13 protein-coding genes and 2 pseudogenes are annotated in these 13,214 nt (G+C 47.5%); 7 read left to right on the top strand and 8 right to left on the bottom strand.

Annotated features, from left to right (window positions below):
- Positions 1–3: 3 nt before the first annotated feature.
- On the bottom strand, positions 4–600 hold the full coding sequence (locus TERTU_RS16275) for a LemA family protein (RefSeq protein WP_228378178.1): 597 nt from the start codon (positions 598–600) through the stop codon (positions 4–6).
- 595 nt (positions 601–1,195) lie between these two features.
- On the opposite strand from TERTU_RS16275, the gene TERTU_RS16270 reads away from it, so the two are divergent.
- The gene (locus TERTU_RS16270) at positions 1,196–2,374 is read left to right on the top strand and encodes a thiolase family protein (RefSeq protein ID WP_015820588.1); all 1,179 of its coding nucleotides are present in this window, start codon (positions 1,196–1,198) and stop codon (positions 2,372–2,374) included.
- Between the two features lie 133 nt (positions 2,375–2,507).
- Here TERTU_RS16270 and TERTU_RS16265 read toward each other — a convergent pair whose 3' ends face one another.
- From TERTU_RS16265 to TERTU_RS16250, 4 genes are read right to left on the bottom strand one after another with little or no spacing between them, the layout of a single operon-like run.
- Entirely contained in the window at positions 2,508–3,083 is a 576-nt protein-coding gene (locus TERTU_RS16265) for a BON domain-containing protein (protein WP_015818629.1), read from the bottom strand.
- Between the two features lies 1 nt (position 3,084).
- The gene (locus TERTU_RS16260; RefSeq protein WP_015820169.1) at positions 3,085–3,669 is read right to left on the bottom strand and encodes a D-sedoheptulose-7-phosphate isomerase; all 585 of its coding nucleotides are present in this window, start codon (positions 3,667–3,669) and stop codon (positions 3,085–3,087) included.
- A gap of 29 nt (positions 3,670–3,698) precedes the next feature.
- Positions 3,699–4,088, bottom strand: a complete 390-nt coding sequence (locus tag TERTU_RS16255) for a YraN family protein (RefSeq protein WP_015816883.1) — start codon at positions 4,086–4,088, stop codon at positions 3,699–3,701.
- Positions 4,066–5,940, bottom strand: coding sequence for a penicillin-binding protein activator (locus TERTU_RS16250; protein WP_015817481.1), 1,875 nt, complete (start codon positions 5,938–5,940; stop codon positions 4,066–4,068). The genes TERTU_RS16255 and TERTU_RS16250 overlap by 23 nt, the downstream gene beginning before the upstream one ends.
- A 38-nt stretch (positions 5,941–5,978) precedes the next feature.
- Here TERTU_RS16250 and rsmI point away from each other — a divergent pair, with 38 nt between their 5' ends.
- The 5 genes from rsmI to TERTU_RS16215 all read left to right on the top strand — a co-directional run bounded on the left by rsmI (position 5,979) and on the right by TERTU_RS16215 (position 10,423).
- Entirely contained in the window at positions 5,979–6,827 is an 849-nt protein-coding gene (gene rsmI, locus TERTU_RS16245) for a 16S rRNA (cytidine(1402)-2'-O)-methyltransferase (RefSeq protein ID WP_037991701.1), read from the top strand.
- 577 nt (positions 6,828–7,404) lie between these two features.
- Positions 7,405–8,046 carry a hypothetical protein gene (locus TERTU_RS16235; RefSeq protein ID WP_015820582.1) on the top strand — a complete coding sequence of 214 codons (642 nt, stop codon included), beginning with the start codon at positions 7,405–7,407 and terminating at the stop codon, positions 8,044–8,046.
- 80 nt (positions 8,047–8,126) lie between these two features.
- Complete coding sequence (locus TERTU_RS16230) at positions 8,127–8,489, top strand: hypothetical protein (RefSeq protein WP_041590289.1); 363 nt, start codon at positions 8,127–8,129, stop codon at positions 8,487–8,489.
- Between the two features lie 830 nt (positions 8,490–9,319).
- Positions 9,320–9,625, top strand: a complete 306-nt coding sequence (locus TERTU_RS16220; RefSeq protein ID WP_015820835.1) for a hypothetical protein — start codon at positions 9,320–9,322, stop codon at positions 9,623–9,625.
- A 255-nt stretch (positions 9,626–9,880) separates the two neighbouring features.
- On the top strand, positions 9,881–10,423 hold the full coding sequence (locus TERTU_RS16215; protein ID WP_015818648.1) for a hypothetical protein: 543 nt from the start codon (positions 9,881–9,883) through the stop codon (positions 10,421–10,423).
- On the opposite strand, the pseudogene TERTU_RS21850 reads toward TERTU_RS16215, so the two are convergent.
- Both TERTU_RS21850 and TERTU_RS16200 read right to left on the bottom strand, forming a co-directional pair.
- A pseudogene (locus tag TERTU_RS21850) lies at positions 10,400–11,155 on the bottom strand (IS5 family transposase). The gene TERTU_RS16215 and the pseudogene TERTU_RS21850 overlap by 24 nt on opposite strands.
- A gap of 290 nt (positions 11,156–11,445) precedes the next feature.
- On the bottom strand, positions 11,446–12,435 hold the full coding sequence (locus TERTU_RS16200; protein WP_015817563.1) for a hypothetical protein: 990 nt from the start codon (positions 12,433–12,435) through the stop codon (positions 11,446–11,448).
- A gap of 386 nt (positions 12,436–12,821) precedes the next feature.
- Between TERTU_RS16200 and TERTU_RS21845 the strand changes: the two genes are divergently transcribed.
- The gene (locus TERTU_RS21845) at positions 12,822–13,043 is read left to right on the top strand and encodes a hypothetical protein (protein ID WP_143876294.1); all 222 of its coding nucleotides are present in this window, start codon (positions 12,822–12,824) and stop codon (positions 13,041–13,043) included.
- A 56-nt stretch (positions 13,044–13,099) separates the two neighbouring features.
- On the opposite strand, the pseudogene TERTU_RS16190 reads toward TERTU_RS21845, so the two are convergent.
- Positions 13,100–13,201, bottom strand: a pseudogene (locus tag TERTU_RS16190) (transposase domain-containing protein); the annotation flags it as partial.
- Positions 13,202–13,214 lie beyond the last annotated feature (13 nt).

Below are 13,214 nucleotides of genomic sequence, written 5' to 3'. Positions count from 1 at the left end.
TATTTAAAACGACACTTTTGGGGGTTGTTGAATGGCCGCGCTATCTGCGAATTCAAGCAGCTCTGCGGATGCGCTGTGGCCCAGACTCGCCGCAACGAGTATTTGCGGGAAACGCTCGCGGTAAGCGTTATATTCAGTTACTGCGTCATTAAATGCCTGGCGCGCGAATGCAACTTTGTTTTCTGTAGACGACAGCTCCTCGCTCAATTGCGCCATGGTGTCGTTTGCTTTCAGTTCAGGATAGGCCTCAACCACCAGGTTAAACCGGCCGAGGGCTTCGGCGAGGTTGTTTTCGGCTCCGCTTAGGCTCGACATCTGCCCCGAAGCGCCGGGGTTCTGTTGCGCGTTTGTTAATGCTTGCGCGGCTGAATTTCTGGCACTCACTACCGATTCCAGAGTCTCGCGTTCGTGGTTTAAATAGGCTTTTGCGGTTTCAACCAGGTTGGGGATAAGGTCGTAGCGGCGTTTGAGCTGATTTTCTATTTGTGCAAATGCGTTTTGGTAACGGTTTTTGAGCGTCACCAGGCGGTTGTAAATAGCGGCTAGATAAAAACCGAGCACAACCGCGAGAACCAGTATAACAAGGCCGGAATTGGACATAATCTCTCCCCAAATGTAAAAGCTGCCAATGGATGTGGCACGTGCCAGTAGTGCTGTACTACTTTCTTTAGCGGCGTTAAATTTTTTATTTCTAACCGGCAACGCAACTTTATGGCAGTGAGTGCGATGACAGTGGCCGCGGGCCTGACGTTCGCACAATCGTTGCTTCAAAAATAGCAGGGTATTGATCGGTACGTGTGTCCGATACAAACCTGTTATTTAGAGATTGTAGTTTACTCTAACGCCAAATTATTGCCGCAGGAATACTGCCTGACTACACTGTTCCAATACACGCGAACTACCTGCCGAAGATTATTAGCGTCGCGCAGTGTTTCCAATACCCCGCGGCCTAAATCAAACGCGCCATGCAAGCCATATTGAGCCTCTCGACTCGCTCTTATGCGTGTACAGCTTCACTTATGTGAAAACGACAGTTAAAACGTCAGTTAAAACTACAGTGAAAACGACCTCTCGCTCGAGAGGAATTTTCGTAACCATTTGTTTGCAGCCAACATACGCGCTTGCAACCTGAGGCGCTGTGGTTCTGCAGACAATTTAGGAGTAAAACCATCTGTTTAATTGCGGAGGAACTGCAATGAGTGATCCGATAGTTGTGGTAGGTATGGCCAGAACAGCAATGGGGGGAATGCAGGGTGTGTTTAATGATGTTCCTGCTCACGCATTAGGCGGTTACGCCATCGCAGGAGCTTTGGCTGATGCTAAAGTTTCCCCAGACGACGTGAAAGAAGTGATTATGGGCTGCGTGCTACCGGCGGGACTAGGCCAGGCACCAGCGCGGCAGGCTGCACTCGCGGCCGGTGTACCTCAATCTACCCCCACAAGTACGGTTAACAAAGTGTGCGGTTCGGGGATGAAATCGGTGATGTTCGCGTGCAGCGAGCTGATGGCGGGCGATGCAGGAATTGTGGTGGCGGGCGGTATGGAGAATATGAGTCGCGCGCCCTATATGCTCGACAAAGCCAGGGGCGGCTATCGCCTTGGACACAGTCAAATCTACGACCATATGTTTCTCGACGGACTGCAAGACGCCTACAGCGGCGAATTAATGGGCGTGTTCGCGGAAGCTACCGCAGAGAAGTACGGATTTACGCGCGAAGCACAGGATGCATTTGCGATAGAGTCTCTGCGCCGCGCGCAGGCCGCAATTACAGAAGGCCGCTTTCAACGGGAAATCGTCCCTGTGACCTTAAAAACCCGCAAAGGTGAAACTGTTGTTGCTACCGATGAACAGCCTGGCGCAGCGCGTCCCGACAAAATTCCTCAACTTAAGCCCGCATTCAAGCCCAATGGTACCGTTACTGCGGCAAATGCGAGCTCTATCTCCGATGGTGCCGCAGCGCTGGTGTTGATGCGCGAGTCCACTGCGATCGCCCACAAGCTCGACCCCATCGCGCGTATTCACGGTTATCGCCAGCATGCGCAGGCGCCTGAGTGGTTTACCACCGCCCCGGTGGGTGCCATAAAAGGGCTGCTTGAGGTGAATAACTGGTCTGCGCAGGATGTCGATCTATATGAAGTGAATGAAGCATTTGCTGTGGTCACCATGGCTGCGATGAAAGAACTGGATCTTGACCCCAGCAAAGTGAATGTAAACGGTGGTGCCTGTGCCCTCGGTCACCCGCTTGGGGCATCAGGCGCGAGAGTTCTCGTCACCTTAATTGCAGCCCTGCAAAACCAGAACAAACAGCGCGGCATAGCGGCACTGTGTATTGGTGGTGGGGAAGGGGTTGCGATGGGGGTTGAGGTGGTTTAGCAGTTTCGCTGCGCTTTAACTGCTGGGGGCGCTCGCTTGGGCTCGCTGCTGGCGGGCGCTCGCTTGGCTCGCTTCTGGGAACGCTCGCTTGGCTCGCTGCTGGGGGGCGCTCGCTTGCGCTTCGCTACGGGGGTTATTCTACGTATTCGATTGCACGCACCACTTTGCGTACGCCGCTGGTGCGTGATACCACATCGGTAATGCGTTCGGCTTGAACCATGGTCATCATGCCCATCAGGTATACCGTTTGGTCTTCTACGATAACTTTTACCCGGCTGGAGTCGATATCGCGGTTGGCAATCAGCTTGGTGCCTATTTTCATTTCCAGGAAGTTGTCGCCGGTGCGGGCGAAGAATCCGCTGTCTTGGCGGACTTGCAGCTCGTTGTACACCTGACGTACCCGACTCACGGCACGGGCAGTTTTACCTGCCTGCTCATAAGCAGCTTTGCTCGGTACTTCGCCGGTGAGCAGTACCACCTGATTAAATGTATGCACGTTGATATGAGCACTGGCTAATTCATCGCTCGCTTTGCGGATGTTAACCGCCACAATCGTGCTGATTTGCCCGTCGTCCCATTTGTCACCCAGGCTGCGCTTGCCTGGATCTGTGTGGATGGGCCCGCTTGTAGTCGCATCAACGATGGTGACGCAGCCGCTGGTAAGCAGGCAGGCTGAGAGCAGAAAACCGCAAACAAACAGGTAACGCATACTATTCAATACCGAATAATTTATGGTCGATCAGATCGCACAGACAAAAGATGGTTAACAGGTGCAGCTCGTGAATTCGGGTACGCGAATTCAGCGCCGCGCAAATCTCCACATCATGGACATCCAACAGGCTGGAAATGTCCCCACCATCGCGGCCAGTGAGGGCGATCACTTTTACCCCGCGGTCGTGCGCGGCCTGTACGGCCGAGATTAGATTGGCGGAGTTGCCGCTGGTGCTGATCACCACCAGGATGTCGTCTTCCTGGCCCAGGGCGCGGATGGGCTTCGCATAAATATCGCTGTAGTTGTAATCGGCGGCGAGGGCTGTGTAGGTGGAGACCGAACTGCCGAGCCATACGGCCGGTAAACTGGGGCGCTCTTTTTCGTAGCGGTCTAGCAGGCAGGAGGTCAGAATTTGAGCCATCGCCGACGATGTGCCATTGCCGCAAACCATTACCTTTCTGTCAGCCAGCAGCGACTCGACAATCAGCTCGCTCGCGTGATCGATGAGAGGGCCAAGCTCTTCGCCAACCTGCATTTTGGCTTCGACACTTTTCTGGAATATGTTGTAAACGCGTTGCGACATAGAGTTAGGGCAGACTAAGTACTGTTGGATTAATAAAACGCACCTTTAATCCACTGGGTTTGGGTACCACTCATACCCACTACATCGAAACGCAGGGCGAGATTGGCGGAGAGTTTTTTGTCTATTATAAACTGCTGCGCAGTTTGGCGTATTTTGTTCTGTTTGCTGGCGGTTACTGTGGCTGCGGAGCTGCCGTAACGACTGTTGGCGCGGTAGCGCACCTCCACGAACACCAGCGTACTTGCATGTTGCATGATTAAATCGATCTCACCAAACCTGCTGCGGTAGTTGCGTGCTACCGGCGTTAAGCCCTGGCTAATGAGATATTGTTGCGCGGCATCTTCCGCTAAATCGCCGGTTTTTCGCCGCGCTGTTGGCTGCTTTCCTGTTGGTGTCCTAAAAGGATTCGGTATCTTCATAGCTAACCGTGGGCGTGGCGTAAGCTTTTCCGCCTTTAAACTGCGCCCAGGTTTGCTCGCGCACTATCCTGTGCTGTTGATCCAGATTCAAGCGGCCGGTGTTGCCATAGTAATGCGCTTGTCGTACCTGTGCCAACTGGCGCAGGCGAGGGTACACGTGGAAAGCGTCTACGCCAAGTGCATAAAGACGCTCAAATGCCGCTGAACCGTTCACATAGGCGTCCATCAGTGGTTTTTCTTCCGAAGCACCATCAAAAAACCAGGGCAAGGTGGTAAAACGGATGCCGTTCATATCGCGGTCTGCATTTGCATCGTCCACACCGTTGTAAATATGGCTGGTAGCGTAAACCGGAATCTTGCCTGCGTAATGGTATGCGAGGGTGGGTTTGATCTGGCGGGCTTCCGCGGGGCGGGCCACCAGGAATATCAGGTCGATATCCTTGCGCGGGCGCGGCTCGAATTCCAGGCTCTGGCCAAGAATACCGCGTATATGGCTAGCGCGCTCCTTACTCTGTGTCACGTCCATTGCCTCGGCGATCATCCGTGAATAGTCTTTCTGGGTTTTAAACCGATAGTCACCAGCAAGGGTGCCGCCAAGCGCTTGCCAAGTGGCAGCGAAGGTGTCTACGTTGCGGTCGCCCCAACCACCGTCGGGAGCCAAAATAAGTGCCCGGCGATGACCATCTCGCCAGGCCCGTTCCGCCACCTGACGAGCTTCGTCTTCCACCGCAAGACCAAACTGATAGAGCCCGTCAGTAAGGCCGACCTGGTGTTCTGCGTAGTTTAACGCCAGTGTCGGTACCGGCAGGCTGGGCCGCAGCGCCAGTTCATCGATATTCTCTTTGCTTAATGGGCCGATCACCAGTTGCGCGCCTTGAGTGACGACCTCATCGAAGAGCGCATTAATGTCGCGTCCTTCGGTATCGTAATACTGGAGGTCTGGCAGGGCGTCACCTTGCGCAGCCAGGCCGTAGTAAGCAGCCATCAAACCGTCGCGAATGGCTTGCGAGGCCTGGGCGTACTGACCGGAAAGTGGCAACAGCACGGCAATTTTCTGGGGTTTCTCTGCCACTAGCTGCTTGAGTAGCTGAAGGTCTGCGGGCAGACGCAGGCTGGCGGGGTGCTCTGGCCAGTTAAGCGCCCAGTTTTCAACGCTTTCGAGCTGCAGGCGCATATTGGTCTGATTGTTTTTGCTGAGCGCAGCCAAGGTAAACCAGCCTTTGGCTTCCGGGTTGCTCTGCATCCGGGCTTCAAGCTGTAGATCTTTTAAAGGCAATTCCATCAGTGCCTGCCACAGGGCATCCTGGTTGGCATCACGCGCGAGTTGCGCATCCGGTGCTTGCTCCAGCAGCCGGTCGAGCAGAATGCGTTCGCCAACCACAAATCGATATTCAGCGAGATCGTATAACAGTGCAGCACGTTTTGTTCGGGCCGAAATCTGGCTGTTGAGCGGTTGTGCGCTCAACACTTGTTCGAAATGCTCATCCCAAAGGTAGCGCCGCGCAATAAACTGGCGGCCCGATGCCAATGCGACATCTGCATTGAGCATGTTGACTGTGAAATAATGCTCAGCTGAGAGCCCCGCCAAGCTAATTTTAGACAGTGTGTTGCGCGCCCAATCCAATTCGCCAGACTGCAGCATCGCCTGGGCGGCCTGCAGCAATAAACGGTTGCGTTCCTCGCCGGTTGAGGCTTCTGCATCGGTGAGCAGTGTATTGATCTCCTCGACACTCAAGGTGGCGGGGGAAGCTTGTGCGTTGTCTGGCTTGACCGGCTGGTTCCCACAACTCGCTAGCAGCAACATGCCACTGGCCAGTACCAGTGGGCGCAAAAATGTAAAACTCGGCAACACGGGCTCTCCCAAAGTTAACAAACCGCGAAATATAACAAATGAACTCAATGAATGCGCTTTACATCGTAGCCACACCCATCGGCAACCTCGAGGATATCAGTAAGCGCGCCCTCGATGTGCTGCAAAAGGCCGACATTATAGCCGCCGAAGACACAAGACACAGTGCGCGACTTTGCCAATATTTCAATATCAGCACGCCATTAACCCCATATCACGACCACAGCAACGAGCAACAGACTCAGCGCCTGATTGAACGCCTGGCGCAAGGTCAAAATGTCGCGCTCATCTCAGATGCTGGCACCCCGCTTATCTCCGACCCCGGCTATCGCTTAGTGAAAACCGCACGGGACGCCGGCTATAAGGTGATACCCATCCCAGGAGCCTGCGCATTAGTCGCCGCGTTGAGCGCCTCTGGCCTACCTTCAGACCGTTTCTCCTTCGAAGGGTTTCTGCCTGCTAAAACCGGCGCCCGCGCAGCCAAGCTCGACGCCCTAGCGAAAGACCCCCGTACCTTGATCTTCTATGAATCCCCCCATCGCATAGAAGACTCCATTCGCGCAATGGGCGACGCCTTTGGCGCACTGCGAGAAGTAGTACTCGCGCGCGAAATCAGTAAAACCTTTGAAACCTTTATTGCCTCCACCTTTGCCGAACTCGAAACAATCTTTGCAACAGATGCCAATCAATTAAAAGGGGAAATGGTGGTTATGGTGCACGGCTACCTTGAGCCGCAAAGCGATACCCCGGGAATAAGTGCAGACGCCGAAAAAATTATGACAGTACTGCTGGCGGAATTACCCGTAAAGCAAGCCGCGAATATCGCAGCCAAAATTACCGGCGAGAAAAAGAATCAGCTTTACAGCTGGGCCTTGGAATATGGCAAGTAGAGAATGAAGAGCCGCTGAGCTTCATAGGTGTCTAGTTTGGTGTGTGTATTGGGGTGAAAATTGTGTAAGAGGGAAGATCAAGGCCATTGATTAACTGGTGCGAAATAAACGCTGTGATTTAATCAAGTACTTAGCAAGTACAATGCCGTCTGCAATAGTTTTTTGGGGAAGGCAAGCCCGTCTGTCGTAGCACTAGCGATGTCTGTTGATCACAGGATACATTTTTGAGGTAGGGGACCGACTGCTGGCCTGATAATGGCCGGAAGCATGGGTCCGATAGGGATAGCCTTCGGGGTAGCGATCAGCGAAGGTGTTGCCAAAGCTATTGTCGAAGCTACGCCCAGGCCTAATGTAGATATCCCTCGGGTTTTACGTAATTCGATCACTCACGTTGAAACTCAAGAGCTCGCAGTGTTTGCTCTTACAGGATACGGTTTTGTGAACCTAAAAATGGGGCTGCTGGGTTAGATGATCAGATAACACCCTGTTGGGAGTTGTAGACCAAATGAAAATTATTTCGTAGCAGCTATAGAACTTCCTCTCGGGGTTACTATCGAGTTTTTCCCGATACTGCCAAATGGAAGATTTTTACATCACGAAGAAGAAAGCAATGAACCTGAACAAGGTTGTCTCATTTGTAATAATGCTGGGGTTTTCTATCGTCACTAATGCTAGTTTTTATTTGGATGAAAACGAATTCTCCGGCCTACAAAAGCAATCGGAGCATGGTGATGCTACTGCTTCCTATAGGTTGTTCGAGCATTTTTATTGGGGGTTGGATGATGTTGAAAGCTCTCAAAAGTGGTTGGAGTTGTCTGTCGCGCAGGGCAGTCTTGATGCTCGGCTAAGTTTTTCTTCTTTGTGTGTAAACAAGATAATTGTTTGGAATCACGATAAAGCTATAGCGTATCTTCGGGAAGTTATTTTAAAAAGTGATGAGCAGGAAGCGATTATTTATGCATATAACTATTTAGGTGATTTTTATGTGGACAGCAATACTGAGCTAGCAATAGATTATTATTTATATGGAGCCTCCTTTTCGAATGTTATATCCGTATCCAAGATATTCGATATATATAAAGGTGATGAATCTGAGTTATACAATCAACTTTATTGGTCTAAGAGACTCCTTGGTTTTGCTAAAAAAGGAAGCGCACAAGCAAAATATCTGAATGGTTTAATTGCAGTGCTGGAGAATAAATTAAGCGGCCGAAAATAAAATAGGACATCCAGTGCACCGGAAAAATAAGGCATGCAAAAAATTTGTTGCGGCATCAAAATTTATAGCTGGGATTTAAAGTGCATAACGACCATGATGAGAAAAATGAGTATCATCAGCTTCTGCGAGCATACAGTTTAATACTATGTTTGAGTTGGCTATGTTTTGGTGTTTTTAGAAGTTTTGATGAATATTTGGCTGCAGGGATTGCTTCCGCGATCAACTGGTTTTGCTTCGGGAGGTGGATTTTAAAAAAAGTAAAGAATTCTGTTCGTAGGCGCGTGCTCAAGGTTTTAAGCGCGGCATTAGTTTTTTTTAGCGTTGTTGTAACAGAGTTATTTTCTTCAGGAGATCTAAATGAGATAGAGTTTATTGTCACGCAAGGGATTGTTATGGCGGTTGTAACTGATCAACTATTTCGAGAGATAAAAAATACTAATTAGCAGGTCGTCAGCAAGAAAAAATAAATCAAACATAAATAGATAGGGTATCCAGTACGCCGGGACAAAGCCGGTAGTAAATCAAGCGGTGAAATTCCGCTATTCGGAAAAGGCTAGCAACCTGCCGAAGCACCGAGTCATGGGCGGTTGCTCGTAAGGGTAATGGTTAAGCGTTGACAGGGGAATGCATAGGCTCGGTATAGAGCTCCGAAATCAAACTTAAGAACGCCGACCTTGTTGGATGGTGGGGAAGGCAACACTGCTTTTAGCGTTATTGCGAGCAACTAAGCAGGATCTCCGGAGTCATGAGACCCAGTGCATGTGCAGATGTTTATTAAACGGAACACGGGGTATACGGGCTTCCGGGGCTCAAAGCGTGGTTAGAAAGATCTAATCTGCCCCGGTTGAGGAAATACTGAAAATAGGCTCAGCATGCACGTGCTTTGGGAGTCGGACAAGACCATAGTAGCGAAGAAACCGACGAACAATGAAGATGAGAAGGTGAAACAGCTACCCGATTCACACTCAGCGGAGTTGGCGGAGCCAAGGGTCTTGGCTAAGAGGAAGGCGGAGCAAACACCTGTGACTGCAACGCAGAGCGCAGGGCAAACCAGCTAAAAAAGTACATTGACTTCTGGTTGCCAAGTGCACGTATCGTTCACCCATACCCGAATTAACGTTGGCGTGTTTGACTCGAAGCAGGGGCCGTATACGCTAGTAGCGCACATCCGGATCTGTGCCGGTGGGTTGATGAATGAGGATGTCTATTCTATAAATATCATTGTAAATCAATGCGTTGCGGGCGAAGATATTTGGCGGTGGGAGAAAGGCAAATGTTTAATGAATTTATTTCTTGGTTTGATGTCCTTCCACTATTTGTAATTTTGTTGGTTGGAATGGTGCTGGTTTTAGTGGAATATTTTTTATCAAAAAATAAAATGTTTACTTTCAAAACGAAAAAATGGGTTTTGATTAATATCTGGCAGGTTTTTGGTGTTCTACTGCCTGTTATGTGGCTGCTAAGAGCAGCCGATAATTATATGCAGGTTGTGCCACTAGTTATTATGATGGTCTTTTTTGGGGTTTTTAAGCCGGCTAGGCTGCAAAAAATATCAGAGCAAAGCAAACTAATTCACTGACGCAGGGAAAAATTAATAATCGGGGGAAGATCCGAATTAAAAAGTTGTGAATGTCATCAAAACATAATGAATAGGACATCCAAGCTATTGGCATTACGTGCCAGCTGGAAAAGCATTACAAAACGAATTTTTTGTAAGCGATGGTTTGCTCTGGCGTGAGTCTAATTATGATTTTCCCGTAATCGCAGTGGAACCGGTCATAGTTAATGGGCTCCCAATTAGAATCACCGAAGTAAAACATTATTAGGAGTATTAATGCCTGCGATTTTTATTAAAATTAAGCGCCCCAAAACCCAAAAAAACACTTCACTATTCGAAGAGTTATGTAAAGCGGTGTTTAATACCTTAGGCGTTAAAACAGTTAAATATTTACAGGTAAGAAATAAGAACAGTGGATACTTGGTAAATGAGAATGAGGTTGAACTGGGAAATGTAGGTCAGGTGATTAGCCCACATTCGGGCGGCGCGGTTGAATATGCCTGCGATGCGTTCGTGCCCTTCATTCTCGGGGAGGGTAAAATGCCAATGCGTGATAATTTCATGGTTTCGTTAAGGTGTAAGGATAGTTTGATTAGGCAAAACTATCGAGGTTTGCTTTTCGACTGTGAAATAGAAATAGAACCTTGGAACTATTTTTTAGGAAAAGCCTTTGGCCCGTTGCGTTCTACTGCGGAATTTTCAAATTCTAATGAGGTTTTGCTCGGTATTATAAATAACATTGTGAAACATATGGATCCTGCATCGATCATGTTGTTCTCTGAATGCGAGCATGTGCTAGGGCCTGTTAACACTAATTAGTGAGTCTGCGATCAACGAAAAGTTGATAAAGAACTTAAAAACGGCGTCCAGCTTGCCAAAGCGGCTAAATATTCTGCGGAATCCTTTCAGGCGTCGGAATAGCCGCTCTACTTCATTCCGCTTTTTATACATCTCTTTATCGTACGCCCAAGGCGTTAGCCGATTAATCTTTGGGGGTACAACAGGTATCATTCCCAAATCCAAGATAAGTTGCCGTGTATCGTCACCCTCGTATGCTTTATCCATGATAACGCTGGCACCTTCCCATCCGCAGTTTTCTAGGTTTTCAGAAGGTTGCGGCCTTCAGGGGCATCACCTGATTGCCCCGGTGACAACGAAAATGTTACGGCCGTTTTTTCATCCGCAGCTACCATCCGCATCTTGATTTACCAATCGCTTGTGGACCGTTTTTTTTAATGCGCCTGTGCCGTCCTGATGGACTTGAATGATAGTGCTGTCCAACGAAACCGTATCGACCTGGATGTTAATTACATCAGCGTCTTGAATAACACCAAAAACATGGACCAAAACTCCGTTTTTAGCCCAGCTATTTACACGAGTATAGATGCTGTGCCAATTGCCATAGCATTTAGGTAAACCTCGCCACTTACATCCATGCTCAGCAACGTATAAAACAGCATTTATAACCCGGATATTAGGTATTTTTACGTTACCCCGCTGCAACGGCAGCAGGTGTTCGATTATTTTGAACTGCGATTTTGTATTTTCCATAGTCGCAGATTTTACCAAAATTAGTGTTAACAGGCCCTAAGTCCACATCAAAAAATCCAAACAACGTAAACCAAGTAATAATTGCAGCAGGAATAGCAACTACAAACAAATGTATTATTTTAACCATCTATCCCCACCCTAGAAATATTAACAATTCAATAGAACGCCACTTTCAACTCAATCTTAGAATGGGGCATGCAATGCAATTTATACTGTTTAATTGCAGATTTATTCAAACCCAAAGAAAACACCCCGAAGGTGAAATCATCAAAGAAAGCCTTTCAGATAACTTACAACTTTTCTGTGTGAAGAGTAAACCTATCACAAACCATATATTTATTAAGAACCCTTACCTTAATCTCATCATCCTTTATCTCTCCATCAAACTGCATTACAAAAAAATTGTGGCCAGGCTTCGATTTATTTAAATCTGGCTTGGAAAGCCAAACACGAGGCTTATCAAACTTCAAAGAACTGTCCCAGTCAAAAGCCGCGCCTGATAGAGTATAAGAAGCGGTCCCAGAATACTTCTGAGTATTTCCAGCTGGCATAGAAACGGTTGCTATCAATGCGCTGGGAAATGATGCAGAACTATCCCTATCAAAATCTACCTTTATAGGTGCCACTACCCAGCTAGTTCCACACTTATATTCACCTACCCAAGCATGAGAGACTATATGGTCTATAAACTTTTTTTTCTCCTCCAACATTTTTTTCCTTTTTTCTTCTTCTCGTCGCTCCTCTTCTTCCTTTGCCAACATAAATTCTTTACGCCTTTTAGCTACTTCTTGTGCTTCTACTGTCCCCTCCTGGACTAAGCTACCATACATCGCTCTACTAAAATATCCTGGAGGCTTTCCAGATAATCCAGGCTCAAAACCCAGAGCATCAACTGTTATTTTTTTAGTGCCAGAATCAAAAAAAAATGTTGTTAGCGCCCTGCCTTTTACTACAAAAGATGAACCTACCTTATCCTTTATCTTAACAACTGTGGCGCCGTTAAATGAATAGAGAACATCGTAAGTTGGCTCCTTAAGTGAAACGGTAGCGACAAACTCTGTTCGAGTTTTTAAATCGGAATTTTGCAGCTTGGTAGATTCCACGTTCTCAATGGAAATCTTCCCAAACTCAACCTGAATTTTATGCGAAGCTCTAATCTGATGTGCAATTTCCTCCTGAATCTCCTTTTTTGTCGGTTTTTTTTCATCATCGACACACCCAGATAAGAGAGCAGCAGCCAAGAAAATTACAAGAAATAAAAATCTGACATACTTCTCCATAAGATTTCCTTAATAATCCTTTTTGGATAAATTTCTTCTTTTGATTTAAAGGTGGAAATTAAAATACCAATGCTTTATTTAATAAGCGGATATGTGCATTTTATGCTGACAGATACCATAGAATTCATACTTGTCAGCAATTGATTTTTTCAAAATTGTTTCTTGCATCAAGTCGAAACATACTTTACATACCTTCGTTTTTAAAACGATAAAACGGATTATTTATACTACTTATGTAACAAACTATGTAGAGCTTTTCGCGCCACCAAGCAAAAAAACCACAAAATAAAGATGGTTTACAAGTCAGGCACAGAAACAAACTATTGGCCCGCAACATCTGATAAACATAACTAATCATTATGTAGCTTAACTTTAATGTTAGTTCTATGGCTGCATCTATCGTCTCCAAAAGTAAAATCAGGGAAATCAACGAAATAACCGTTAAGTATTGCACACTGCTGCTCACTGAAATTGGAAATAGCATTAAAGCCTGGGCATTGCCCGGAAACGTATTTACTCTAAGTGAAGAGACTGCCCGTGAAAGAGCTGCAGAAATCGACAAGACCATACGAACCTATATGAAAAACCCCAACCAACTCCTTGCATAATTTCCCCGAAAAAAAGAATCCGCTTATTACAATGTAAGCGCCAATCCAATCCCACCCTACACAAGGTTGGCATTCCAAGGTAATAAAGCTTCAACATCCTCAATGCTCTGCGCATTGGGAAGCTCTTTAAAAACGTGAGTTAAATAATCGTAGATATTGTATAAATAGGAC

Source organism: Teredinibacter turnerae T7901 (assembly GCF_000023025.1).
Taxonomy (GTDB): Bacteria; Pseudomonadota; Gammaproteobacteria; order Pseudomonadales; family Cellvibrionaceae; genus Teredinibacter; species Teredinibacter turnerae_B.
This window is presented reverse-complemented; position numbering and strand designations above follow the sequence as displayed.

Bases quoted from the DNA above. Each gene is read 5' to 3' on its own strand.
- TERTU_RS16275 (WP_228378178.1), bottom strand. From the start codon at position 600: ATGTCCAATTCCGGCCTTGTTATACTGGTTCTCGCGGTTGTGCTCGGT.
- TERTU_RS16270 (WP_015820588.1), top strand. From the start codon at position 1,196: ATGAGTGATCCGATAGTTGTGGTAGGTATGGCCAGAACAGCAATGGGG.
- TERTU_RS16265 (WP_015818629.1), bottom strand. From the start codon at position 3,083: ATGCGTTACCTGTTTGTTTGCGGTTTTCTGCTCTCAGCCTGCCTGCTT.
- TERTU_RS16260 (WP_015820169.1), bottom strand. From the start codon at position 3,669: ATGTCGCAACGCGTTTACAACATATTCCAGAAAAGTGTCGAAGCCAAA.
- TERTU_RS16255 (WP_015816883.1), bottom strand. From the start codon at position 4,088: ATGAAGATACCGAATCCTTTTAGGACACCAACAGGAAAGCAGCCAACA.
- rsmI (WP_037991701.1), top strand. From the start codon at position 5,979: ATGAACTCAATGAATGCGCTTTACATCGTAGCCACACCCATCGGCAAC.
- TERTU_RS16235 (WP_015820582.1), top strand. From the start codon at position 7,405: ATGGAAGATTTTTACATCACGAAGAAGAAAGCAATGAACCTGAACAAG.
- TERTU_RS16220 (WP_015820835.1), top strand. From the start codon at position 9,320: ATGTTTAATGAATTTATTTCTTGGTTTGATGTCCTTCCACTATTTGTA.
- TERTU_RS16215 (WP_015818648.1), top strand. From the start codon at position 9,881: ATGCCTGCGATTTTTATTAAAATTAAGCGCCCCAAAACCCAAAAAAAC.
- TERTU_RS16200 (WP_015817563.1), bottom strand. From the start codon at position 12,435: ATGGAGAAGTATGTCAGATTTTTATTTCTTGTAATTTTCTTGGCTGCT.
- TERTU_RS21845 (WP_143876294.1), top strand. From the start codon at position 12,822: ATGGCTGCATCTATCGTCTCCAAAAGTAAAATCAGGGAAATCAACGAA.